The sequence below is a fragment of the Paenibacillus sp. V4I3 genome (genome assembly GCF_030817215.1).
Taxonomy (GTDB): Bacteria; Bacillota; Bacilli; order Paenibacillales; family NBRC-103111; genus Paenibacillus_E.
In genome coordinates, this window is record NZ_JAUSZA010000001.1 from 466118 (window position 1) to 492336 (window position 26219).

Sequence of the window (26219 nt, forward strand, 5' to 3'; positions counted from 1 at the left end):
ATAAAAAAACAAGCCCCTAAAGAGTATCCCGGCTATCATCCCATGACATGTGACTCATGGCTTAGACCCGTGGCTTTGCGTCTCCACCTTTCGATGGATTTGCCTTTGTTCATTATTGCTTGATATTAGGTGTGTTTCACTCATTTTAGCTAGTCGTAAAGAACTACTATTTCCCATGGTATTCCATAAAATAATATAATTCAACATATTTCTACAGGAAAGAGGCAACCCCTACGCAAAGTGTGTGATTTCTCACAAAAAAGGCCAACCAGAGTACTGGTTGACCTAGGAGATCCCATAAAACAGTCAGTTTAGTTGAATAAACAGATGAACTGGAATTTCACAATTACTCGACTGAACAGATACACGCACGGGTTATTATTATTTTACTTCTGTATAGACAATAACGCACCATTTACGTAATAATACAGCATTCCGTTCTGATCAAAGAAGACTTCCGTTGCTGTCCCCAGCGCCAAAGTATCAACCTTCTGATATGTCGCCGCACTGTATATCCCATTTTTACCAACCAGCAGCTCTCCGGTAGCATTCGCAGCATAAATCGGTTCTGGCAATGTACTGATTACCTGCGTAACATCATTGAGATTAAGGACCTTATTCTTTACGACTAGTTTCCCTTGACGTTCCAACAATAGAACCGGAGTATCCAAGGGATCTCTCAAGAAGTTCGGGTAACTTAGGTTGGATTGGCCTGACTTGGTTACGCTATTACCACTAACGGAATATGCGAATACGTTTGAACCGGCACTTCCCGCATTCCAGCCATACTGATACCATGTAAAGAATCTGCTCTTATCGCTAGAGAAAGCCAGATCGCCAACCCCTTTGATCACAGTTCCGTAGTTTACGGCTGCAAAGGTAGTCGAATTGAACGCAAGCAGCGTCGGCTCCCAATCACCCATCACAACATATAGAATCCCGGATTTATGGTAGATATGTCTATGAGCGATGTCACCGGAATCAACAGTTGACGTGTATGCCAAGTGCCTTACAATTTGTAAATCAGATAGGCGCACTTCCGTTATGAGCTTATTTAGATCATCATTCACGATAAAGAGACTTGAACCGTCTTCCGATAATGTAAGACCGGACGGACGATATGGAAGCTTGACCGTGTTTACAATCGTCTGTGTTTGAAGATCAACCACATATAGATTGCGGAACGCTTCGTCGATTGCATAAGCTTTTTTGTTTACGGAATTGTAAGCAATGTCAACAACTCTGCCGTCCAACTGGACACCAGAAACCGCAACAGGGGCAATCGCTTCGATTGAATTCTTTTCTACGATTTCGACGATATTCTTTCCGTCTAGCGTAGATACAGCAGTCAATCGATCGGTATCATTAAATACATTCTTGGCTGTACCGTCCAAGTGATAGAGGCCATTTTTCTTAAAATTGCTGTAATCATAGACTTGTACCTCGTTGTTCTTCGTTGTGTAAAACTTGTTATTGTTATTTGACAGATCAAAAGCAATACCGTCATATGCTTGTCCAAGTCCGTATACATATTTCATATCGTCGTACTTATTGCTTGTTGCCATAAATACGTTGCCGGAACCGTTAAAGATGTAGGCACCGTCCGGAGAAATGGTAAAGTTCGTCGACATCGCATAATCGCCATGGTACGGCGAATCGTAACCACCTGGATAGGATGGCTCGACGTATTGTCCGTTCATTACATTATACGCACTAAGATCTCTCGGTGACGTATCCGTTGTGATCGTATAGAGCTTATTCCCTAATGGAAGCGTTTGGATATAACTCGCTTGCCGAATATCGCTTGAACCCACCTCAGCAAAAGTTTTCAAATCATATGACTTGATCTTCGTCCACTGACCTGATCCGGATGACACGTAGAGATAACCGGAAACGACTGCGACATCAAAGGGGTCAATCGCAATTTCATGAGTACTTTCAAGCGTGAAGGTAGCCGCATTCACAACCGCAATTGCGCCTTGTTGCTGTGAAATATCCGTATAGGAAGAATGTGCCGCTTTTAGCAAAGAAACGTAGATTTTACCGTCTGCATATGTGAGACTCTCCGGTGCAAGGTTAAACGCTATGGAGGATTTATCACCTGTTTCGTAATTGACGCGATAAAGCTTCTTGTCCGTTTTATCTGTGATATAAAGGATTGGATCCGATGGATGCTGCCACGTATCTGTGATCTCAAAATCCAGAGCTATGTGTGCATTATAATAAGTTGTAGCAAAAGCAACGCCGCTTGGTCCGGATTCCACGCCAATTTCATCTATTGCTGATGTAACGACATAATATCTTGTCGTATGTGGAAGATTCGTGCTATCGACATAGGTCGTTCCGGTTACCGTAATCGGTTGACCGTTTTGATCCTTCAAGGGGACAAACTTGCCAGCAGCAGTTGCGCTGTAATAAATATGGTAATGGTCCGCATTCGCAACTGGATTCCATTGCAAAGCGATCTCCTTATTCGATACTGTAGATGCCTTTAGACCAGTTGGCGACTCTAGTCGATCATTTATCCCATCAAGTTCCCAGTCGCTTCCGTTCCATGTTGCAAAAACAAGATACTGACTTCCGTAAACGAGCGTAAGGTTATCCCCTGTTGTGAGCGGCACCGCTTGTTCCGGCAGCTGATTACCTAGATCATGGACCTCGTAACGGTTATTGATTTGATAAGAAATCATCTCGTTGCCGCCATAATAAACCTGAGCATACACGCTACCGCTAACCGAAATGCTCGATAACAGAACCCCGGAATAATGCTGTTTTGAATTCCGATTGGTTACGTCATACGGCGCTGGAGAAAACGATCCGCCTATAATGCTGTAGATTCCTACATCTTCTAACGTCCCAGTATATTCGGTCTGGTATGTATCGTGTGTGACTGTGTTCGAAACGTCCCATTGAAACGTCGAGTAATCTGCGATGGATGGGTACAGAGTGTATACCTTGTCATGAATGATAAAGGCAGCATTAATATCCTCTACATTACCCGGTTCAGTAGCCGGTTCCCCGCCTGTCGGCTGCCCAGCATTCGGAACAGGATCCGGGGATGTGTTCGTTGATCCAGGTGTAGTACCTGGCATAACCGGAGAGTTTCCTGTTACTTCCTTCCCGCCAATTACGACGAGCTTCACTAGATCGCCAAGTGTATATTTCTTTACAATTTGTTCAAAGCTTACGCCTTCCACATTAATCACTGCAATAAGGATCGATCCTTCTCCCGTCACCTTCGCGGCTGCTTGCAAAATGATCTGCTCCAATATGGCATTGCCCAGCAGCTTGATTCCTGAGCCTTCCGAACCTGCTTGCGTTTCAAGCAAGGTGACAACGGATTGACTGGAAATCTCGAGGGTTACCGTCGACTTCAGGTCAACTTTCACAAATGTCCCTACTAGCTGAACGACATCATTCACAGTCGTTCCTTGGATGGAAATGGATTGGAAGCCCTCGTTTCCTTGCTCTTGTTCTAATTTCGCACCCGAATTGATAATGGTATCGCTTATTCTCGTAGAACCTTTAGCAAAAACTCTGACTCTGCCGAAGTCCTTCTGAACCATCATCTGATTGAGGGTTGAATCTTGAATTTCAATACTGTTTTCTCCGCCCCCATTCACAATCGTTCTTCCTTTTACTGTCACGTGATCAAGGAACACTTCCCCTTCCCCTATCCCCGCTGCCAAGATGAGGTCGCCTTTAATCACAGCATTTTTTATAGTGACACCGCCGCTGTTGACCGTCATATTCCCTTCAACATCAGCTTTTGGAGTATAAGTTCCAGGCTCATGGATCAGTTGCCCTACGGCATTATCTAGCATCACTACGGCTTCTGCTCTTGTAATGGATTTCTGAGGACGGAAGCTCTGATCAGGATATCCGTTAAGATAACCCTCCGAGGCGACTGCTTTTATGTAAGGCTTGCTCCAGTCAGACATTTGCTGCTCATCGTGAAACGTTCGCGTATCGCTCTTTGGTAACACGTCTTTTAATTGCATAAGTTGATAGATGATTTTGGCAGCCTGTTCTCTGCTAATCGGTTGATCTGGACGAAAGGTGCCGTCATCGAACCCAGAAATATAGCCGGCATATTTTGCTTTGGCTACATCGTTATAGAACCATTTTTCCTGAGAAACATCTTTGAAGGTTTGGTCATCCTTATGGGGATACCCTAACGCCTTGTTGACAAGCGATATGAATTCCGCCCTGGTAATGACTTTATCAGGTTGAAAGGTTTGATCGGCATAGCCCGAAATCAATCCATTACCGATCCATTCGTTTATGGCATCCTCTGCCCAATACCCGTTTATGTCACGTAAAGATGGTTGATTTTCTGCTTGCACTAAACCTGAAAAAGATACGATTTGAACGGTCAAAAACATAACGATAAATACAATTTTCCCTAATAACCTCGCCAACATATAATCTTCCTCTCTTTTACTTTGATATAAAGGCAATAAAAAAGCCACTCCAAAAGGAATGTAGGCAGCCCGGCTGTCGTACAAGGAAGTGCCCTTGCTTAGACCCGTGGCTTTGCGTCTCCGCCTTTCGGACGGATTTGCCGTTTCTTATTCTATGGAATGACTCTAGGACCTATCGAATAGTTCTAATTGCCTAGCAACAATTATATACTTAATTAATCTAATAGAAAAGAAATATCTTCCATTTTCGACAAATTATTTTTAAATTCTTCTTTGAAATACTTACGACTGAATCCCAATTCAGCGCTTGCCTCTGCTCCTCATCGTGTTATTTTCTCTAATAAAAGGGTCGTCACACAAGCAGAAAGACGATTTCCAAGCACTTATTTAGCATCTCATTCTCCCGTTTCAGCTGTTGAATGTATCGATTTTGATCAAAGTACTCCTGTCGTCTCCCCGCTGGTCTAGCAGTCCGAATTCACTTTTACCAAGGGATTTTTCCAAGCGAAGTATGTCGTATATTGTAGAATTAACGCAAATGCCTTATAGTGGTTAAAAATACCATAAATGCTTAAGCCAATATAATACGATTAAAGGCACATTCGCGCGAAAGCCGGAGTCGCAAAGCCACGGGTCTACGTCCCCTTCGGGATATGATAGCCGGGCCGCTCTATAGATTGGCTTTTTTGCATGCATGAAATTTATTGAGATTTTAATAAAAGGGGTGTATTTCAACATGAAGTTTAAAAAGATTGCGTTAGGGGCAGTTGCGCTCATGCTTGCGCTTGGCTCGTTGTCCTTCTTGCCGGAAGCGCATATAAGCGCTGCTACATTCGTCAAAGAGGATAACTTAATGGACTATACGGTACCTAGGTTCCCGATCATTACCGATTCCAAGATGGTTTGGATGGGAGATGACGAGAACAAATTCTATCAAGTGTTCTCCCGGGATTTGTCTAGTGGCGAATTAAAACAGCTAACCGAAACCCAGACCTACAAAGATAAATTATCGGCAGCGAATAATTATGCTATTTATCGGGATAGTCAAAAATTTATCATGATGGTTAATCTTCAAACCGGCGAATCTATCCAAACAGATGTCAAGCCGGGCTATTATGAAGATCTTCAAACGGACGGCGAATACATAGTCTACAAAGATGTATCTACAAGCACTCTTAATGTGTACAATATGACAACAAAGGAAACAAATATCATTGGAAAAGGACAAGACGCTACTTTGGCGAACAGCCAAGTCGCCTATTATGGTATTACGGAGAATAGGCTTAAGCTTTACGACATTGCAAGCAATACTTCACGAGTTCTGTGGGATAAAAAGGATGGCAGTTTATATAACAGTCATCCAGTCGCATTCAACGGAAAATACATCGTATGGATACAACAGCCATACAATCAACTAAAATATCAATTAAGAATGATCGACGTTACGCAACCGGATTCACTACCTAGTGTACTTAGCCTATTTGACAAGGTAGCTATCCCTGTCGTTACTTTCGTAAGTAAGGAAATTGCGGCATGGACCATTGAGAAAGATGGACATGAAGTGGTGATGGCAGCAAACTTGCAAAACAAGCAAGCTGATGCAGCAGCCGATCAAGGGGAGAAACTATTGGGTGTTACCGGAAGCACAATTATTTTGAAGAACGTCGATAACAATCTGATTCTTCGAACCCTTCAATCTACAGGTGAAGGTAACGCTATTCAGGATACACTTGTTTCAGCTATCCCTTATGCAGCTAACATACCTGAACAAGTGACAGGCTTCTTCGGAGGAAACAGTCCGAGCAGCGTGCACGAGTTGGCAACTTCCGATCGCGCGGTTATTTTGTCCTCTCCGTTCGAGAATCCGTTTTCCTATAAGGGGAGCGATTATACAAGCATTTGGTATAGAGACGATTCGAAACTTGAACTGACCAAAGCTCTTCATCCGGATCAGAAAATGGTGAGCCTCCCATGGTCGGTCGACGTACGAGAAGCATTCGATTACCATGTCCTAAAAATGGTCTATATGCCATCTCGTGTCCCTTCCGGTCAGCTTAGCAAGCTGGGGATTTATAAACTCGTTGAGGGCGAATGGATCTATGCAGGGGGGATTATCGAGGAAAAAAATCAACTTCTACGTACCCACATTCATAGCGGTGGGGTTTACGCAGTGCTTTATCAAGATATGAATGCAGCGTCCCTCCGGGACTATTGGATACGGAAAACCATTACGCAAGTGAACGCAGACAAACCTATCCGTGTCTTTCTTGACGGAGAGGAAGTAATCTTCCATGAACAGCCTCAACTTAAGGACAGCTCTACAACGGTTGAGTTTCGACCTATTTTCGAAAAGCTGGGTTTGCAAGTTAATTGGAACGAAGCATCCCAAACGGTTACAGGCAGCAAAGAGGGATCGTCGATTAGTCTCACATTAGGAAAGTCGCAAGCAACCGTTAATGAAGAGACATCCGAACTACCAACAGCCCCTTACCTTCAAAAAGGGTATACGTTCGTCCCTCTTAGATTGGTTGGTGAAGCTTCCGGCCGAAAAGTGGTATGGGATGCGAACCTCAAAGCCGTGTATCTCTATGACCCTGCAACGGAAGGCAAGCTGTACAACAAAGCGGGCAACTTGCTTTATGAAGGTCAGCTTAAAGACGGACAAATGCACGGAAAAGGGAAGCTCTTTCATGAAGATGGCACTGTCTGGTACGATGCCACGTTCGTTAATGATAATGTAGTGGGCTGGGGAACCATTTATTTTAATGGAGAAATTTTTGGTAGAGACCGAACTGGTGACGTTCTGATTGGACAATTCAAGAACGGGATTCCTGACGGATATGTGACAAGTATTAATGATAACGGCAAACTAATTTATGAGGGTTACGAAGTTCAAGGAAGATTCAATGGCAGGGGAAAGTATTATGAAGATGGCAAACTCGATTATGAAGGCGAGTTTAAAGATGGTCAGCCTGTACACTCAAATTAATGATTAGGAAGTACGACGAAGCCGTTGGATTTATTGGGAAATGGCTGATAAATTTTCATACAAAATAATACCTGCTAACATTATGGTAAAAACGCCCTTTCAGCACCTTTGCTGGGGGCGTTTTTGAGCTGTAACTGTTATTTTAAATGAACCTTGCCTCTTCGGATGTCCCGATTGACCCTTAGCCTAGTAAATTGCTATCGCTTTAAACATTCTCTCTATCTAGCAAATAGACTTTCACATTCTTCTTCACGCCGAATTCCTGAGCTTCACTCAAATCATTCATGAATACATCAATTCTCGAACCGCGAATAGCCGAACCTATATCCTCCGCCTTGCGAATGCCGATGCCGTCAATGAACACTGTAGATCCCAAAGGGATTACTGCAGGATCCACGGCGATCGTGCGTCCTTCTTTGGCTTTAAGACCACTAAATGTGATGCCATACATGGGATGGGAAGCCTTTTTACCTGTTGATTCAAAGCCCGCCGTATAAGCTGTAAGGGTTGTGTTCAACACTTTTTTAATTATTTTCTTTTGACCATTTGGTAAACCAATCTCATCTCCACCCATCGGAATCGTTAAACTTTGACCAATCGTTAGCTGGTTCGGATTTGGAATATTGTTTGAGTTGATAATGTCATCTACGGATACGCCAAAATCCCGAGCAATTTTGTACAGCGTATCTCCTCGGTCCACTTGATACTGCGTCCGAGGCTGAACAAGCTCAGCTTGAGGGGCCTCTTCCACAGGACCTGCGTTTCTTGCCATACTATACGTAGGAGGCAATTCCCCCCCATCTTCACTTTCAGGGTACGAATAGGCTGGTTGCACCTGCCACAAACAAAGCAGCAACGGAAACGTCAAAGTAACATAAAGAATTTTACGAAACATAGTATTTCCTCCTCTTAAAAAATAATAGAGTTATAGCTACTAGATTCGTCCAATTCTATGATTTATATACGTCTTACATTAATTTTTTTGCTGAGGGCGGAGGATAGTTTAATGAAATGTGAGCACGAACGCAAACAAGGCGGAGAGAGTATCAAATAATAAGCATGAAAAAATAGGTGAAGAAATAAGAAAGCTTAGTAGCATACAAAACGAATCTTGGCTTAAACTAACAAACGTGAACGAAGAAAAGGCTGCCGGTGTGGCAGTCTTTTTGCTTTTCAACAAATAGCGGTTACATCATTAAATATTCCTTGACAGGAATATTCCATTCGGAGTATATTATGTTTATGAATAAGACTTTCAGTGCTCTTGCCGAGCCAAACCGCTTGCATATTGTCGAGCTCTTGCGTGACGGCCCTCTTACCGTCGGGGAAATAGCGGATCGGCTTGAGCTCCAGCAGCCGCAAGTATCCAAGCATCTCCGCGTGCTTAGTGATGCAGAACTAGTCGAGGTACAACCGTCTGCGAATAAAAGAATCTATAAACTGCAGTTTCAGTCGCTCAAAGAACTGGATGGCTGGCTAGACTCTTTCCGCCGCATGTGGGAAGAGAGATTCGATCGTTTGGACGATTATTTGCAGCAAATGTTAGAGAAGGAAAAGAAAAAACAATTTGATTTGGAGGATTAGACATGACTCAAGAAAAATCAGGGAATAACTTCGATGTAACCTTAGAGGGAGGCGAGCTGGTTCTTACTCGCACCTTCAATGCCCCTCGTGAACTCGTCTTCAAAGCGTGGACTGAGGCTGAACATTTAGCGCACTGGTGGGGACCAACAAGCTTTGAATTAAGCGTACACACCTTAGATCTTCGCCCAGGAGGTAGCTTCCACTACTGCATGAAATCGGCTGAAGGCTTTGAAATGTGGGGTAAGTTTGTCTACCATGAAATTAATTCCCCGGAGAAACTCGTCTACGTGAATTCCTTTTCCGATGCAGAAGCTAACATTATCCGAGCACCATTCAGCGAAAACTTTCCGCTGGAAATAATGAATAAGTTATCTTTTACTGAAAATGAAGGAAAAACCACACTGATCATGCGTGGAGGCCCTATCAATGCAACTGAGGAAGAACATAAGTTCTTTGAGGGTATGTATGATTCCATGAAACAAGGCTTCGGCGGAACGTTCGATCAGCTCGATGCCTACTTAGCCAAAGTGGTATAAGAGTTTTTCCCGGTTTAAAAGATGTTTCTTGCGCCACTCTAGCTGCACTTGCCGATCCAGGCATGCCGCTAGGGTGGCGTTTTTTCTTTTTTGGGGATGTGAGCTCACGCCGGTAATTAGCAATGACGCCTTCGCGATAGGTCTTAATCGAGCAAATTCAACAATCGGCACAGTCGATATAAATAGGACATGCCGCGCAGCTGCTCTTTGTTGATTTTGACTAAATAGTTTAAGGAATCGAGGGCAATCTTCTTGGCATGTTCCACATCATGAACATCCATCCCCGCAATGGCTTGCTTAAGATCAACAAGATCTAATGAATAAACGGCTGGCCGCAAAGCGCGAAGCAGCAAAATTTTACGCATTTGAGATCGACTAAATAGGCGGTAGCCATTTTCCGGATCTCGTGATAAGGTAATGAGCCCCACCTTTTCCCAATGTCGGATGGTTGAGCTTGGGATGGATGTCTCCGCAGAAACCTCTCCGATGGTCATCCATTCTTTCTTTGCGCTTGAATCGAGGCTGGTATTAGGTTCCTGAGTCTCTAGAATTTGAATGTTCCTCCCTGCCAGCGTTTTATCGCGATGGAGATCGGCTTGTCTGTCGTTGACCAACCAAAGGGCTGCATCTACTTCTTTTAATTGAATTTTCCGAAGAACCTCGGATGTTACATCCATACCAAACCCCGGTGCCATGGCTTGAATACACTCGAAATAAGCAATATGTTCTTCGGTGTATATCCGATAGCCGCTGGATGAACGTTGCGTAGGAGGAACAAGTCCACTCGTTTCATAATTCCTTAAGGCACTTGTACTTAGCTTAAGTTTTCTGGCTATATCGATTGGCCGCAAGTTCATGTATTCACCTCAGATCGATTTTCACGGTCACCTTTTCCCAAAGATTAAAGCTTACTTATAAGGTTAACTAAACGAATTCCCTATATTTAAGGCCAATCCTTCCGAATGTTTACCATTTGCATGAATGTTGTAAAATGATTTTATCAAAAGAAAGGGTTGTTGGACAAAGAAGGAAGGAGTTGAATCGCTTGTTAATCGATGAGTTCAACCGGCAAGTCGAAAACCTAGTGGATAAAGGCTACCCTTACATTGCCGGGGTAACCAAAGAAGCATTCAAACAGCATCTCGAACCGCTCAGAGATAGAATCAAGGAGCTCGAACAGCTAAAAAAAGAACCGCGAGCAGGATATGTTCCGTTCGTCATCGTCGTTCAGAGCGACTGGATAAATGGTGAAAAAGCGATGCAGCTTGTGAAGCGGAATGACAAAATGGGTTTTAGCGTCATGGATGTAGCTGATATCAAGAGTTTTATACCTATAGAGGGTATTGAGCTTCCTAAAGGTATCGCCTATCTGGCGGTGGATATCGATACAGGCAAAAAAACACTTAATATCACCCCAAATGAAGCGTTCAAAACCATCACGAATGAAAATCGCACCCCCCTCACCCTCGAGGAAGGCATTGCCTTGATTACTCATTTTCCGGATATTTTACAGAAAAACAACGGCTTCTCTCTGCTCGGTTCTCGCTGCGGCGACCGCAGAGTGACCGCTTTATGGATTAGCGCCGGCAAGCCGAAGCTAGGCTGGTGCTGGGCAGGAAACCCGCATACGTGGCTTGGTTCCGCCTCTTGCGGATCTCGATCAGGAAACTAACAAAATAAGTCTACTGCAGCTGCAGTAGACTTATTCTTAGTTCTAAACAGTTGCTCGACGAAGCAATCCATAAGCTGCCACTAAGTACACGACAACCAAAGGAACCATCCACCAGAATATATCCATATAACTGTGAATGATCCAATCCAAGAGACCGCCCCACAGTCCAAAGTGCGTAAAAATATAGAAACCTATTGTACCAATCAAAAGCAGGGATGTAAAAAAAATATACATCGAAGCACTGCCGAAACGACGGTGCAAACTGGATATGGCAAACCCGAGGAAATACATATGAAGGAGTATAATCAGATAAATACCCCATGTGCCTAGCAGCGAAAGATCGTTTAGAAATTGGATTTTAAAAAGGTGCAATCTCACCCACCAACCATTTGTCGCTTCTTCAATCACAGACAGGATGGCAAGTGCTAGGGCTGAGCTAACATTAACAATAATAGCTGTCACAGCCGTTCCAAAGAAATAATCCTTCCTACGAATACTCAGTCCCAAGGCAAATGGGAAGGTTTCTTTAATAGTGATCGTTCCTGCTACAAAGGTGTAGATGCAAATCGAAGCGATAGCCCCTGTATTTATAGATTCACCTATCTCCAGCGACAGCGCTATGATCAAATTGATAAAAAAGTTTGCCCCAATAATGATCCACGGGATAGCCCACGATGCCATTTTGTTCCTCATGTGGAGTTTTACTACTTGATTCATCATTCCTCAGTCCCCTTTCCCGCGATTAATGGTGTGCGTGTCAGATGAACGATAAGCTGCTGCATAGATACCGGTGTGAATTCAAGTCCCAACGCCCCCGCTTCCTTCCGATCCCGCTCAGTTAGAATACCTAGAATTGTAGCCGATGCAGCCGCACCAATCGCCGTGCGTTCAAGCAGCTCTTTGCCCCGTGTGAACAAATCCACAGCAGTCGCTAGACCAGAAACTGTGCAAGCACGACCGCGAAGATCATCCGCATCTTCATTCATAATCAATTTGCCGTTATCTATAACCAGCACGTGCTCGAGCAAGCGGCTAACTTCGTCGATGAGATGCGTGGAGAGAATAACCGTCCGCGGAAACTCGGCATAGTCTTCAAGCAAGCGATCATAAAATAGGATTCTTGCCACAGCATCCAGACCCAAATAAGGCTCATCGAAGATGGTCAAAGGTGCTCGACTAGCCAGACCAGCCACAATACCAACGGAAGAAAGCATTCCTCTGGATAGCTTTTTTATTTTTCTTTTCAGAGGCAGACGGAAATCTTCAATCAAAGCGTGCGCATAAGCATGATCCCAGTTCGGGAAAAGCGATCTCGCAACCTCAATTACATCTATGACACGGAAGCTATCTGGGTACTTCTGGCTTTCTTTAATGAAGCAAATTTGATTGAGCACACGACTATTCTCGTAAGGTTCTTCCCCAAACACCTTCAACTCGCCGCTTGTAGCGAACTGTTGAGACGAGATCATATGCATGATCGTTGTTTTGCCTGCACCGTTTCTGCCTAGCAAGCCATAGATTTTGTTCGCTTCAATCGTGAAACTAACATGATCCACTGCCGTCACTTGGCCATAGGACTTGGTTAGTCCTTTCACTTCCACAATGTTGGTCATCACGCTTTCTCCCCTCTGCGTACCATTTCCGTCAATTGCTCTACGGTAATCCCGAGCTTCTCGGCTTCTTTCACCATCGTCACCACATATTGCTCATAAAATAGTTCTTTCCGCTTCTCCATCAGCTTCGTTCGCGCTCCCTCCGCTACAAACATGCCAATCCCTCGTTTCTTGTACAAAATCCCTTGGTCTACCAACAAATTAACACCCTTCGCTGCTGTCGCCGGATTAATTTGATAAAAGGATGCAAACTGATTCGTAGAAGGCACTTGCGATTCCTCCGGCATTCTTGCTTCTATAATGTCGTCTTCAATACGTTCTGCGATTTGCACAAAAATCGGGCGGCTATCGTCCATCATTAGTCCCATTTCTCTCACCACCACATTAGTTAGTTACTCATGTAATTAACCATATAACCAACTGACTTGAAAGTCAACACCTAAAGTGATATTTGGGCTGGGCGGCAAAATAAATAAATTCCCTTGGAACTGGGAATACCACTAGGGTGCGTGTTAAGCGAAGATGCGCATATTTGTGAATCAACCAGAGATGGTTTCTGTTCTGAGTAACCCTAACTTGCTGCCACAGATAGCAAAGTTGTACTTTGTACAACTTTGAGTGGGCGAATCCGCGATTTCTCGACAAATGTTGTAAAAAATACAACAATTTAGTCCAAAAATAGCTGAAAAAAAGCTATTTTGTTGTACAAACTACAACAATTACTTGGTGAGAAAAAATGGACAAAAATGTTGTACACCCGTACAACTTCCCCTCCTAAAAGTCGGGAAAAGCCGGGGAAAGACAGGGAAAGACAGGTACCCTGACTTCGGTTTCTATTCGTTCACTCCTAAACAGAAAACAAAACCAGAAACCCATTACCAGAAAGAAAATCACACTAAGTGAGCTTGAATGTTTCCACAATCTCAACCAGCACAATCTATCACTAAGCAAGCTAAATAAGGACAACCGACAAGTCTAATTGGAAGGTGCAATGGAAATGAAATCTTTAAATCTGCGAATACTTATTCTTAGTTTTCTTCTACTGTTGACCCCAGTGCGAGGCACAACCTTTGCTAGCGACAAGGTGGAACAGCCGCTGGCTGCACCTTTGTTTTCGTTCTCCGTGATGAGTGATGTTCACATCACTTCTTACGACCAAGTCGCTCAGCTGAGGCTGAGTCAAGCGCTGGCCGATCATCACGCGCTGCGCCCAGACAGCAAGCTGCTCGTCTTGAACGGCGACCTCACGAATGGGAGTGAGGCCGACTATCGCAGCTTGCTGGGGCTGCTCGGCCGCCAGCACCATGCCCCTGTGCATGCGACCATGGGCAACCACGATTACTACGGCGTATGGCGCACGCCGGAGGGCGGGTTGGATACATCGAAGATGAATCCAACATGGTCAAGTAAGCAAGCGGTCGCGTTATTCGACCGCATGATGGGTTACGATAAGCCGTATCACGAGCTTATCGTGGAGGGCTACCGCTTCCTTTTCCTTAGCGGGGAAGCGTACAGGGATGTGAACGCATCCTACGGTGAGGATGCGTTCCTCTCGCCCGAGCAGCTCAGCTGGCTGCGCGAGCGGCTAACGGCCGCGGGCTCGGCGGACGCCGGTAAGCCCGTGTTCGTGTTCCTCCACCAGCCGCTGCCGCAGACGCTGGATGGCACGGATCTGGAGCTGGGCGTCGTCCAGCACGAGGAGCTGCGGGCGCTGCTCGATGCGCACCCGAACGTCATTCTGTTCAGTGGTCACACCCACTGGAACCTGGAAACGACCAGACAAGTGAAGCAGCTAAAGTTCCTTGCCGCTTCCAGCGCCTCCATCCGGGAGGTATGGAACGCGCAAAACGTACCCGAGACACAGGCAATAAGCCAGAGTCTCGTCGTGGACGTCTACAAGGACCGCGTGGTGATCATGCGTCGCGAACACTTCAAAAAGCGATGGATTGAGCCATCCATCGCCAAAGGATACGACGTGAAATAGGCATCTGCCGTCTCCGCAGCTGCCTCTATAAAAAAAACCGAAAAGACTGCCGACGAGGCTAGAAATAGCCAAATGTCTGACAGTCTTTTTGGTTTAATCCTTTTCATATCTATTCTCTTTATATCATTCCTATTTAAATTGCTTAATAAGGCGCTTAGCCGTCCCATTCGGTGTCTCAATTACTTCGTACATATTGACGACAACGCCAGAATCAACCTGCTCATTTTTCAAACCGGTGACGACGACTTTTTGCTTGCCGCTGGTTAATTTCCCGGTACCCGTCAGTGTTGCTGTTTGAGTGCCAACAATGCGGCCAAGGGAATCGACCATATCGAATTCAATTTTTGAGAAGTTCGAATCGATAATCACCTGATCTTCATGGGCAATGTCCAAATCCAGATTAAGCTGGTAAGAGTAAGTCCCGCTGTTATAAAGCCAGCTTATCGAGCTGTCATTCACTTTGAGTGAGAAAGGATACAAGGCAAGCGTATCGCTTTCCGTCTCCTTCTGCAGCGCTACCCGATAGGTTCCGACAGAAACATATCCCTCGGATACAGACTTATCGTCATAAACGTTCAATGCGAATGTCTCATCATCTGATTGTGATTTATTTGGAAGCAGGTAGGAATAGCTCACCACATAAGAACTTCCCGGTGTAATTTGAGTCGCAACTGCGCTTTGGCGAGAGCCCGTGTAGGTATTGCCATTGCTGTCGATCAGCTCGTTTTGAAGCTCGGGAAGGGCAATCGTACTTGTTCCATTGTTCGTAATTTTGTATTTGGCTACGGCTGTTTTGTATCCTAGATCATCGTTCTCGTGAGCATGCAGCTCCACTAAGGAGACATCCAGATTTTTGTTGACAACAGAGCTATTGTTGAAAATCAGTTTGCTGCCAAGTTCATAGTTCACAGCTGTTGTAAAGCCGCTTTGCGCTTCACTTGCCCCCTTAAGCAGGAAGACGGCAACAGGCATTTGACCGGTCGCTGCTGCTCCACTGCTGCCAGACGTTGAGCTAGCAGAGGACCCCGCCCCTGAGCCTGTCGATGTTGTTCCAGAAGCTGCACCTCCGCTCGATGTACTTGCTGACGAGCCAGATGCCGAGCTGCCCGAGCTGCTCGCCGTAGCCGTCTGCCACAGCACCAGCTGAGCCGCATTCGGATCAACCCCCGTTGGCAGAGTAGCGTTGAAGTAGTACGAAGCCGTCTCCTTTGGAGCCAAGTATCCGCTGCGGGCGGTGTTATCTGTCGATGTCACGGACGTGCCGGCGTCGCCGAATTGATAAGAAGCAGAGAAGGATGGCACGGAGGCGATCGCCTCGCCGTCATTGCTGAGCGTGACAACGGTCTGCACATGTACACCGTCTGCTTGAATCGAATACGTCGACGTATTCGCCTTCACGGTGACCTGCTCCCCCTCCTGCTGCCCAGCATACACTTGTTTGGTGCCAAGCGCTGCTGTTTGAAGCGAAGCGTTCAGACTTAGCGTGCCAAGCGAGACATCCTCGCTTTGATTCAAGTAATAATATTCCAGCGAGAGGCCGCTGGTCGTCATTTGCCGGGAAACGAGTGTTTTGAACGTCATCGTATCCGATTGATTCGGCAGGAACGTTGTATCGGAACCGCTAGCAACCGCCGCTGTGTATTTCAGTCCGTTAGCATCCACAAGTCTAACTTGTAGACCGGAAGGCAGCTTAACACTGCTCGAGCCTAAGTTTTTTGCTGAAACTTGCGTGTACATGTACCATTTTCCATTCTCCGTTACGCGAACGCTTTGGCCCAATTGAAAAGCAACGGAGGCGTCATTTGAGAGCGTACTGTCGAGTGCATGCAAATTAATAATTTGCTCAGGCACCTTTATCTGTCCCTCCTGCACGACCGAGGAAACAGGAAGATCGCCTAGATGTTTCATGAAATCGGCTTTGCCGAAATCCCAGCGGAACACATCAACCTTTAGTTGATCTGCTGTTTCACCTGCTGGCAGGTTAGCGTAGAAGCGGAAGCTTTGATCCTGCCCAGGGAGGACACTCGCACTCTTTTTCTCACTTAATTTAGCCGTGTAGCTATGTCCTGCTTGATCCGTAACCCGTACCCCATATTGGTTAAAATCTATCGATTGGCTTTCCCCGTTATGTAAAAGAACGGAAAACTGAAGAGAAGAGGACGAAAGCGCCGCTTGGTTTAACGTAAAATAGGAGGAGTTCGAGATATATATCCCCTCCGATGCCGCATGAGCAGCGGGAGCCATCCACGATGCAGCTGCAAAGCTGCCAGTTAACAGCAGGGCGAGACTTGTATGTTTGAGTGAAATTGATGATAATTTGCGAATCATGTTTTCATACCTCCTGTGGACCTAATCAAAACGCAGTGCGTCGATAGGTTTTAATTTCGATGCTTTGTTTGCTGGATATAATCCGAAAATAACACCAACCAAGGCCGAGAATAAGAATGCGTAAAGCCCTATATTTATAGACAAACTTGTTTGTTGACTAGGGTTGATATAAGGCCACGCTAGAGATAAGCCGATACCCAGAATCAATCCGATCAACCCACCCATTCCGCTAATCAGCGTAGCTTCAACCAGGAATTGCAGCAAAATGTTTCTCCGCTTCGCGCCAATCGATTTACGAATCCCAATTTCCCGGGTGCGCTCACTCACGGTTACGAGCATGATGTTCATGATGCCGATCCCGCCTACCAGGAGGGAGATCGCCGCTACCGCGACTAGCTGATTGGTCAGTGTGCTGGATGCCGTCTGTCTGGCGCTAATTAATTCGGATGAATTCAAAATGTTATAACCCGTTGTACTTTTAAATTTATTAAATAAATACATTTCTAACGTTGTTTGTACCCGGGTCACATCATTGCCAGAAGCCGCTTCGACGTAAGCGGTCCGAATGTTACCCAGTTTAAAATCCCTGCTCATGGTAGGGAGAGGCACAAAAACCGAGCTATCGAGCGACGTTCCGCTTGTATTGGAGCCTTTCGTTTTGAGCACACCGATAATCGTGTACATATATCCGTTCACATTAATTTCTTCGTCAATCGGGTCATCCGTACCGAAAAACTGCTTGGCCACATCACTGCCTATGACCGCAACGTGATTGCGGAAGTCCAGATCGGCTTGAGCCAAGAAGCGGCCGCTAGCGACCGTCCCCTTTTGCAAACTGAGATATCGATCATTAGTCCCAATGACATTGTAGGTCTCTGTTGTCCGGTCGTATTTGATACTGGTACTATTTCTAGTCATCGTTGGCGCAATTGCACTGATTCCCGATGTATTCTCAAGCTGCATAACCTCATCATAATTCAGCTGCGTGGCGCGTCCGTTCCCCATCAGGTTAACCGTCAGCAGGTTCGTTCCCAGCCCTTCGTACTGCTTTTCAATCGCCTTGGACGTGCCTTGACCTATCGAAACTAGCGTAATAACTGAGCTAACGCCAATGATAACGCCAAGCATGGTCAGCACCGTACGAAGCGGATTCGAACGCACTGTGGCCAGCGCCATTTGAAAAAGCTCCCAAATTCTCATGAAACCGCCCCCTCTAACTTACGTGCAGGTGTTGGCAGCATTTCGTTTCTTTGATCGCTAATAATTTCTCCGTCACGTAGTGTCACGACGCGTTTGGCATTGTCCGCAATGTGATGATCATGGGTGATCAAAACAATCGTGTTGCCTTGCCGATTCAGCTCCTTAATCAATTCCAGCACCTCAATGCCGGTCTTCGAATCCAGTGCGCCAGTCGGCTCATCTGCTAGAATTAATGACGGTGATATGGCCAAAGCTCTGGCAATGGCTACCCGCTGCTGCTGCCCGCCAGACAATTCACTGGGCTTGTGATGTCCTCGTTCACCCATCCCCAGCTTCTCCAGCATCCGCTGCGCTTGTTCTCTCCGTTGTTTAGCTGGAATGCCTGCATAAATCATCGGCAGCTCTACGTTCTCCGTCGCAGTAAGCCTGGGCAGCAGGTTGAACTGTTGGAAAATAAAGCCGATTTTCCTATTGCGCAGCTCAGCAAGTCCATTGTCTGACATCTTCTCGGTCGCAACGCCGTCTAACGTAATAGGAGCCAGAGGTAGGACTATCCAACAGCCCAATTGTATTCATTAACGTTGACTTTCCCGATCCACTGGGACCAATGATGGCAACAAAATCTCCTTCCGCAATATGCAGGGTAATGCCGCGCAAAATTTGCAATTCTTCTGCACCCCGAGCATAACTCTTCGTTACCTCGTTTAGTTCAATGATATTCATCGAATCACTCCTCTCCGTAGGGGCTAGCTCACGGCTAGCGGGCCGTGCCTCCACCATTTTGCGTTCCGCCACCGCCTGTGCCACCAGCTCCACCAGGGAAGTTGCCTCCTGCGCCACCCGGAAAACCACCTGCACCCCCAGGGAAACCTTGCTGTTGTTGATTCGTCGTTGTCGCTCTGCGCACCGGCATCACGACCTCGTCGCCTGCGTTCAAACCGCTTAACACCTCAACCTGCGTCTTGCTGCGAATACCCACTTTGATCTCGTGCTGCTCTTCGACGGTGCCGTCTGCTTTCTTCAACGAAACGGTAGACTTTCCTCTGGTTGTTGTCACCACTTGGATCGGAAGAACGAGAATATCTTTCTTATCTTGTATAAAAATTTCAGCCGTCGCCGTCATCGCATATTTCAAATCAATCTGATCGGTATTCGGAATCGATACAACAGCATCATACGTTGTGACCCCATTCGTCGTTGTTCCTACATTGGAAACGGAAGTCACTTCACCTTGGAACGTCTTGCCGGAGATAGCATCAACCTTCACGGTCACTTTCTGCCCCACTTTCACGCTTGTTAAATCGAGCTCATCTACGGCAATAGCCAGCTGCATCGTGCTTAGGCTTGCTACGGCTCCTAACGTTGTGTTGGCATTAATTTGCGCACCTACCGGATAATTGCGAAGTACATTGCTTTTACTATTGGCAAAATCAGCCGAGAACACGCCATCGAACGGCGCTTTGATCGTCAATTGATTTACTTTCTGCTCCGCATCGTTCACACGGATTTTCTGGCTTTCGATGGCAGATTGCTTGCTAATGATATTGTTTTGAAGATCGTCATTGAACAAGGTAGCGACCAAATCGCCCTGTTTCACCGCTTCACCATCTTTAAATTTCATGCTTTTAATCGTACCACTTGCCTCGGCGAAAATAGGAGATGTGCGCACATACTCAAGTGCCACCTGCTCGGACGAGTCGATTTTACCATCGCCGCTGCCGATGCTGCCCTTTACCTTAAGGCCCGCCGAAAGCGTTCCATCATTGCTAACCAGAACCTCCACCGTAACCACTTTGTTCCCGTTAGCGTCCGCTTTAATTTCACGGCCTATCGTATCCACGGCTCCGACTTTGGATAGTAAATAGCCATCAACACTAAGCTCTACAGGGTCACCTTTTTTCAGCTGCACAGCTTCTTGCAGGGAGAATGGCAGCTTCACTTTAAACTGCGATGTATCTGAAATCGTGCCGATCTTCGTTGTTTTATTGACTTGACTGCCTACATCAAGATTGGCTGCTAATGTAATCTTGCCAGACATTAAAGCTGTAACACTCATATGATTTTGTTGGTCCTGCAGCTCTGCAAGCTCCTTCTCAAGCTGCTGCAAGCTCACCTGGGCTTCCTTGAGAGTCGTTTCCGTTGAAGGCACCGACAGCTCGACTAGCACATCGCCTTTCTTGACCGCCTGATTTTGCGTCAAATTCATCGTTTTAATGATACCATCAACCGGGATCACGATATTTTGCTTGTCCTTTGCATCCAGCTGAGAAGTTCCTGTTACCGTCGATGATATTGCTCCTTTGGTCACTTTCATTGTTGTTTGCTGTGTTGCTGCAGACGCTGGTTGCGCCTTGTTATGTACATAATAGTAAGTTCCCGCTCCACATAGAATGGCAGCTAGGGCCACAATGACCCATCTCTTCTTCCAGCCTAATTTCATCCTTTATGCCCCTCTCCCAGTTACCCAGACTACCCACTGCCTAGGTCATAACAATCTCTACTAGACTTAGTGTAAATGGGATGGCTGAAACCTGTCTGAGCGTAGGCTGAATGTAAGTTGAACATAAGCTGAGCGTTTGCTGAAAAAGATTAGGTCGCGCAAGTCGTTGACTGACGGCTGGGCGGTGTGAGCTCAAGTAGTATCTAGCGGCCAACTTACTCATCGTTTAAGCACGTTTTACATCGCTAAAGAAAAGTTCAAAAGTTCTTCCACCACCTGCACACTTTAGCAATGCAAAATCATCACTACAGCGCGAAATTCGGACACATTGGTACCTCACTGGGACGGCAAAAAAGCCGCCCGCATAGCGAGCAGCTTCCTCAAATTCATTTTCAGTTCGTTGCAGCCGGAGCTGGTGTTGGTGCTGTTGTATTGGCAGACGGTGTGCCTGCTGGGCGCTTACGATCAGTGCCTTTTTGCTCAACATGCTTCTTAATGGAATCCGTCATTCCGTCTTTGATTTTGCTAACGAGATCATCTTCACTGATGCCTTTAGCTGTAGCAATATCCAAGATCGATTTGCCCGCTTCCAGTTCCGTTCTCAGCTCATCTTGCGTGATGCCCAGAATTTGTGTCAATACCTCAGGGTTTCCGAATTGACCGCCACCTGGGCCGCCATGACCGCCGCCTCTACCTTCCCGACCACCTTCAGGACGCGTGCTTTGCACTTGTTTCGTCAATCGGTCAGATAAGCCCGACAACATTTGGTCTGCTTGCGCTTGCGTAATCTTCCCAGCTGTAACCTCAGCGTTGATAGCTGTTGTTTCTGCGGCAACTAACTTAACTACATAGTCTGCTTCCGTTAAACCTTTTTCCACTGCAAAAGCCGATAATGTTTTACCAGCTTTCAAAGCATCCTGCACAACACTTTGCTCTACGCTTAGAATCGTTGCTGTTTGCTCTACCAGATTACCTCCGTGACCTTTGCCCATGCCACCGCGACCGCCCTCTCCGCCAAGGAATCCGCCTTTGAACCCATTCGCTTCAATACGCTTCGTCAACTGATCAGTTAGACCTTTGAGAACATTATCAGCTTGCAATTGCGTTATTTTGCCTGCTGTTACATCAGCTGTAATCGAAGCGGTCTCTGCTGCGACTAGCTTTTGCAAAAAGTCTGCTTTCGCAAGTCCTTTTTCCTCAGCAAATGCAGCCAATGTTTTGTCCGCTTTCAACGCGTCTTGTACGACGCTTTCCTCAACGCCCAGGATTGTCGCTGTTTCTTTTACCACGTTTGCGCCCTTGAAGCCACCGCGATCTCCGAAATCTCCACGACCTTTGCCTCCTGGTCCTGCATTTTGAGTTGATGCGCTCGTTGACGTGCCTGTCACCGTATCTGCAAATGCTTGATTATGTAAGGCTCCAACAAAACCAACTCCGAGTACAAAAGAAGCTACCAATGAACCTGTAAGAATTTTTCTACCGATGTTTTTCATAATTTGTTTCCACCTTTTTCTTTATTTTTTTTGTTTCTTCCTTACAAAACCAAGTATAGACGCCTAACCTGAATCTCATCTGAGTGTAAACTGAAGGTTGGTTGAGAGATTTCTGAGGATTGGCTGAAGAGGAAAACGCCTATAAGGTGGCTCGCAGATGTAATTTGGCTTGTTATCATCGACCAGCTACCATCACTTACCCCGAAACCAAATAAGAGTCTCTGGAGACTCTTATTCCCCACCTTTAGCCACCTTTTTGCGAAATAGAAGCTTCTGGAGGCCCTTATTTTCGCGGAATAATCCACACACGCCGTGTTCAGCACCAAATAAGAGCCTCTGGAGACTCTTATTCCCCACCATTAGCCTCATTTTGTAGAAATAGAAGCTTCTGGGGGCTCTTATTTGCGCGGAATAATCCACATACACCGTATTAAGCACCAAATAAGAGTCTCTGGAGACTCTTATTCCCCACCATTAGCCACCTTTTAGCGAAATAGAAGCTTCTGGGGGCTCTTATTTGCGCAGAATAATCCACACACACCGTGTTCAGCACCAAATAAGAGCCTATGGAGACTCTTATTCCCCACCATTAACCACCTTTTTGCGAAATAGAAGCTTCTTGGAGCTCTTATTTTACATTCTTATAAAATAAAAAAAGCCCTACCCCGACATCACGTCGAGATAAGACTCCTCACATTCTATGGAAGCAGCAGCACTTTAAATGTACTGCCTTCACCTACTCTGCTATGAACCTCAATCGTTCCGCCATGCAGCTCCACAATGGAACGGGTAATGGATAATCCCAATCCTGCACCGCCACTCCTTCGTGCCCTAGAAGAATCAATTCGGTAGAACCGATCAAACAAATGAGGGAGATGTTCAGGTGCAATACCTGGCCCATTATCATGAACAGCAATTTCGACACCTGCGTCAGTCTTTGCTAATGAAAGCCCTAATTCACCGGTCAAAGGATGCGTATGCTGAACTGCGTTGTGAAACAAGTTGAGAATGACCTGCTTGATTTTATCCGGATCATACAGACAACGGACCTGGGGCTCCAGCGTAAAAGTAAATTTTCTGTCTCCTGCCAGTAGACGAAGCTGGGGCTCCATCTCATGCAGCATCTCATCGAGCAGACCTTCCGACTTCTGAAAAGATGGCGTACGATCTAGCCGAGCAAGCAGCAGCAGGTCTTCAACTAGCTTATTAATGCGTACAGATTCGCCGTGCATGCTCTTCAGCGCTTTCAGCAGTTGTTCCGGTTGTTGATACGCTCCACGAAGCAGCACTTCCAGAAAACCATGAATGGAGGTCAGCGGTGTACGAAGCTCATGCGAGGCATCCGCAGCAAAGCGGCGCATTTGTTCTTTTGCCTCTTTTTCCGCCTCAAAAGAAAACTCCAGTCTCTCTAACATACTATTGAAAGAAGTCGATAACCGGTCAATCTCCACTTGCCCCTGATGCGCAGGGAACCGCTCGCCCAGATTACCTGAATCGATCTGTTTCACTGTATCCACCATATTAGAAAGTGGCACCAACGTCCGCCTTAACACGGGCAGAAATCCAAGCAGCCCTACAACCAATGCTGTCATGGACAATAGTAGAAAGGTGAACAACTGACGAAGCAGCAAATCTTTAATCGGTCCTGTACTTGTATTCGCTTGAACAAGTCCTTGTACGCCTTGGGATCTCTCTCGAACTTGATGAAAGACAATCAACTGCTCATTGCCATCCTTATCCTTCAAGATTCGGTAGTTCAGCTTCTCTTTCGATTTCAATAATTCCTGGTAATCCTCCTTCGTAAGCTGCAAAGGGGAGGATCCACTTTCTGAAGACAACTGCTTGTAAGTCCCTTCACTATCGATCAAAGCAATGGATAAATCAGGAACAAAAATCCGGGAAAACTCTCCTCCCGTATTGTCCGAATGGTTACCACCGCTAGTTTCTCGTCTTGGCATAAAAGGATTCTGGCCTCGATCTGGAAAGTCCCCTGCTCGCTGCCACGTATTGGGAGGTAACGTCGCAAGCTGGTTGCGAATCGTTTCCGCCTTGTTCTTATACAGAAATTGCTGCATGAAAATATATTGGAATACACCAATCAGCAGCAATAGCACGGACATCACCAACAAAGACCGCGAGAGTAACTGGAATTTCAGCGAACCGGTAACAAAATGCTCGGCAAACCGGCCCCGCCTTTTCATGTTAAATCCATCCGATAACCGGCACCGCGAATCGTGCGGATCAGCTTATGTTCTTTATCGCCAAGCTTATCGCGCAAGGAGCGAATGTACACCTCAACGATGTTCTCTTCGCCACCGAAGTCATAACCCCATACTTTATCGAGAATCATCGATTTGCTTAATACAAGTCCGTGGTTAATCGACATAAATTTAAGCAGCTCATATTCCGTAGGAGATAGCTCCAGCACGTTATCATGCAGGCTAATTTCCTTGCGCCGGTCATCCATGCGAAGCGGTCCAATGATCACTTCACCGAACAAGTTCGGGAAATGATTACGAATCCGCGCATAGATACGGGCAAGCAGCTCCTCAAAGCTGAACGGCTTAATCATATAATCATCGGCCCCAAGCGTGAGTCCTTTGACCCGGTCATCGACTTCATCCTTAGCCGTCAGCATGATAACAGCGACATTTTCCGTCTTCTTAATCATTCGACAAACCTCGAATCCGTCCATCCCCGGCATCATCACATCCAGAATAGCGATATGCGGCTGAAACTTATTGCATGCTGTAATCGCACTAATCCCGTCCTGTGCCGTCATTACTTCAAACCCTTCATTCGTCAAACCTAACTCCAGAAATTCTAGAATATGAGGCTCGTCATCGACAAGCAGAATTTTGATACCTTTTAATTGGCGCATAGTTTTAGTCCCCCCGAAGTTCATTGTACACGTTTTCTACAGTCAGTATCCCATATCCTCCCTAAAAGCAATCTGAGCGGTTGCTGAAAGGTTGCTGAATGTTCGACTTCCAAACGAATAAGCCGGACCCTGAGCGGACCCGACTTTGTATCCCTGCCTATTTCATTACACGACTCGCCTCCGCAGCAATCCAATGTATTCACCGACTAGACCAAGAATGATCAGGATAAAGCCGCTGAAGAAGAGCTGCATAATGGCAATTCCATTCCAGCCAGCCACAGCGCTTTCTGTGAATAGTTTGAGATAAATGATGACCACTAAGTAAGCAAGCCCCGAAATAGAAAGCATACCTCCAAGATAGTTAGCCAACTTCAATGGTTTGATCGAAAAAGAAGTGATACCGTCCATGGACAGCTTGAGCATTTTCTTTAGTGGATACTTGGTTTCCCCAGCGACGCGCTCATCTCGCACATATTCGATGGCTGTTTGGCGGAAGCCGACCCAAGAAACAAGGCCGCGGACGAAGCGGTTTTTCTCCGTTAACCGGCTCAATTCATCGCAAACTTTGCGATCCATGAGGCGGAAATCGCCTGTATCCACAGGGATGGCAATATCCGTAGATGCCTGTAAGATGCGGTAGAACAAATGCGCCGTCTGCTTCTTGAAGAAGGTCTCACCCTTGCGCTGCGTACGCTTGGCGTAGACGACGTCATAGCCCTCTTTCCATTTCGCAATCATCTCTAGGATGAGTTCTGGCGGATCTTGGAGATCGGCATCAATGACGATGACCGCATTTCCGCTTGCATAATCCATGCCCGCTGTAATGGCGATTTGATGACCGAAGTTACGGGAGAAATTAATGAGTTTTACGCGTTCGTCTGTTTCACTGATGCCTTGGATGATCTCGGCTGTATGGTCGCGACTTCCGTCGTTGACGAACAACAGCTCATATGAAGCGTCGGTTCGATTCATCACTTGCTTCAACCGCTGATACGTTTCTTGAATAACAGCTTCCTCATTGAACACAGGAATGACAACAGAATATCGTACATACTCAGTCATAGTGTTTCCTCCT

General features: G+C 46.0%; 18 protein-coding genes, 1 pseudogene and 3 riboswitches. Of the genes and pseudogenes, 5 read left to right on the forward strand and 14 right to left on the reverse strand.

What is annotated here, in order from left to right:
• Positions 1-19: 19 nt before the first annotated feature.
• Positions 20-114: riboswitch (cyclic di-GMP riboswitch) on the reverse strand.
• 272 nt (positions 115-386) lie between these two features.
• The gene (locus QFZ77_RS02250; protein ID WP_307435556.1) at positions 387-4424 is read right to left on the reverse strand and encodes an S-layer homology domain-containing protein; all 4038 of its coding nucleotides are present in this window, start codon (positions 4422-4424) and stop codon (positions 387-389) included.
• Between the two features lie 60 nt (positions 4425-4484).
• Positions 4485-4576, reverse strand: a riboswitch (cyclic di-GMP riboswitch).
• Between the two features lie 433 nt (positions 4577-5009).
• Positions 5010-5097, forward strand: a riboswitch (cyclic di-GMP riboswitch).
• Between the two features lie 63 nt (positions 5098-5160).
• Between QFZ77_RS02250 and QFZ77_RS02255 the strand changes: the two genes are divergently transcribed.
• Complete coding sequence (locus QFZ77_RS02255) at positions 5161-7413, forward strand: stalk domain-containing protein (protein WP_307435558.1); 2253 nt, start codon at positions 5161-5163, stop codon at positions 7411-7413.
• 205 nt (positions 7414-7618) lie between these two features.
• Here the strand turns inward: QFZ77_RS02255 and QFZ77_RS02260 are convergent, their stop codons facing one another.
• Entirely contained in the window at positions 7619-8308 is a 690-nt protein-coding gene (locus QFZ77_RS02260; RefSeq protein WP_307435561.1) for a 3D domain-containing protein, read from the reverse strand.
• A 347-nt stretch (positions 8309-8655) separates the two neighbouring features.
• Here QFZ77_RS02260 and QFZ77_RS02265 point away from each other — a divergent pair, with 347 nt between their 5' ends.
• Entirely contained in the window at positions 8656-8997 is a 342-nt protein-coding gene (locus QFZ77_RS02265; RefSeq protein ID WP_156396625.1) for an ArsR/SmtB family transcription factor, read from the forward strand.
• 2 nt (positions 8998-8999) lie between these two features.
• Positions 9000-9533 carry an SRPBCC family protein gene (locus tag QFZ77_RS02270; protein WP_307435566.1) on the forward strand — a complete coding sequence of 178 codons (534 nt, stop codon included), beginning with the start codon at positions 9000-9002 and terminating at the stop codon, positions 9531-9533.
• A gap of 143 nt (positions 9534-9676) precedes the next feature.
• Here the strand turns inward: QFZ77_RS02270 and QFZ77_RS02275 are convergent, their stop codons facing one another.
• Positions 9677-10390, reverse strand: coding sequence for a MerR family DNA-binding transcriptional regulator (locus tag QFZ77_RS02275; RefSeq protein ID WP_307435570.1), 714 nt, complete (start codon positions 10388-10390; stop codon positions 9677-9679).
• A gap of 179 nt (positions 10391-10569) precedes the next feature.
• On the opposite strand from QFZ77_RS02275, the gene QFZ77_RS02280 reads away from it, so the two are divergent.
• A complete protein-coding gene (locus tag QFZ77_RS02280) occupies positions 10570-11205 on the forward strand; it encodes a DUF5701 family protein (RefSeq protein WP_307435573.1) in 636 nt (211 codons plus the stop codon).
• Between the two features lie 42 nt (positions 11206-11247).
• Here the strand turns inward: QFZ77_RS02280 and QFZ77_RS02285 are convergent, their stop codons facing one another.
• Genes QFZ77_RS02285 through QFZ77_RS02295 form a run of 3 tightly spaced genes read right to left on the reverse strand, consistent with a single transcriptional unit; the run spans position 11248 to position 13186 of the window.
• On the reverse strand, positions 11248-11925 hold the full coding sequence (locus QFZ77_RS02285) for a hypothetical protein (protein WP_307435576.1): 678 nt from the start codon (positions 11923-11925) through the stop codon (positions 11248-11250).
• Positions 11922-12818: an ABC transporter ATP-binding protein gene (locus tag QFZ77_RS02290; RefSeq protein WP_307435578.1), complete on the reverse strand. Its 897-nt coding sequence runs from the start codon at positions 12816-12818 to the stop codon at positions 11922-11924. The genes QFZ77_RS02285 and QFZ77_RS02290 overlap by 4 nt, the downstream gene beginning before the upstream one ends.
• On the reverse strand, positions 12818-13186 hold the full coding sequence (locus QFZ77_RS02295) for a GntR family transcriptional regulator (protein WP_307435581.1): 369 nt from the start codon (positions 13184-13186) through the stop codon (positions 12818-12820). Before QFZ77_RS02295 ends, QFZ77_RS02290 begins: the two co-directional genes overlap by 1 nt.
• A gap of 629 nt (positions 13187-13815) precedes the next feature.
• Here QFZ77_RS02295 and QFZ77_RS02300 point away from each other — a divergent pair.
• The gene (locus QFZ77_RS02300) at positions 13816-14802 is read left to right on the forward strand and encodes a metallophosphoesterase family protein (protein ID WP_307435584.1); all 987 of its coding nucleotides are present in this window, start codon (positions 13816-13818) and stop codon (positions 14800-14802) included.
• A 129-nt stretch (positions 14803-14931) separates the two neighbouring features.
• Here the strand turns inward: QFZ77_RS02300 and QFZ77_RS02305 are convergent, their stop codons facing one another.
• The 8 genes and pseudogenes from QFZ77_RS02305 to QFZ77_RS02340 all read right to left on the reverse strand — a co-directional run bounded on the left by QFZ77_RS02305 (position 14932) and on the right by QFZ77_RS02340 (position 26206).
• On the reverse strand, positions 14932-17130 hold the full coding sequence (locus QFZ77_RS02305) for a hypothetical protein (protein WP_307435587.1): 2199 nt from the start codon (positions 17128-17130) through the stop codon (positions 14932-14934).
• Positions 17131-17151: 21 nt separating this feature from the next.
• On the reverse strand, positions 17152-18330 hold the full coding sequence (locus QFZ77_RS02310; protein ID WP_307435590.1) for an ABC transporter permease: 1179 nt from the start codon (positions 18328-18330) through the stop codon (positions 17152-17154).
• A pseudogene (locus QFZ77_RS02315) lies at positions 18327-19053 on the reverse strand (ABC transporter ATP-binding protein). The gene QFZ77_RS02310 and the pseudogene QFZ77_RS02315 overlap by 4 nt, the downstream one beginning before the upstream one ends.
• Before the next feature lie 34 nt (positions 19054-19087).
• Positions 19088-20770 (reverse strand): permuted SH3 domain-containing protein, encoded by a 1683-nt coding sequence (locus QFZ77_RS02320; protein WP_307435593.1) that lies wholly within the window; start codon positions 20768-20770, stop codon positions 19088-19090.
• A gap of 392 nt (positions 20771-21162) precedes the next feature.
• Positions 21163-22263 (reverse strand): hypothetical protein, encoded by a 1101-nt coding sequence (locus QFZ77_RS02325; RefSeq protein ID WP_307435596.1) that lies wholly within the window; start codon positions 22261-22263, stop codon positions 21163-21165.
• A gap of 698 nt (positions 22264-22961) precedes the next feature.
• Positions 22962-24464, reverse strand: coding sequence for a sensor histidine kinase (locus QFZ77_RS02330; RefSeq protein ID WP_307435600.1), 1503 nt, complete (start codon positions 24462-24464; stop codon positions 22962-22964).
• Positions 24461-25144 carry a response regulator transcription factor gene (locus QFZ77_RS02335; RefSeq protein WP_047678898.1) on the reverse strand — a complete coding sequence of 228 codons (684 nt, stop codon included), beginning with the start codon at positions 25142-25144 and terminating at the stop codon, positions 24461-24463. Before QFZ77_RS02335 ends, QFZ77_RS02330 begins: the two co-directional genes overlap by 4 nt.
• Positions 25145-25309: 165 nt before the next feature.
• Positions 25310-26206 (reverse strand): glycosyltransferase family 2 protein, encoded by an 897-nt coding sequence (locus QFZ77_RS02340; RefSeq protein ID WP_307435604.1) that lies wholly within the window; start codon positions 26204-26206, stop codon positions 25310-25312.
• Between the last annotated feature and the right edge of the window lie 13 nt (positions 26207-26219).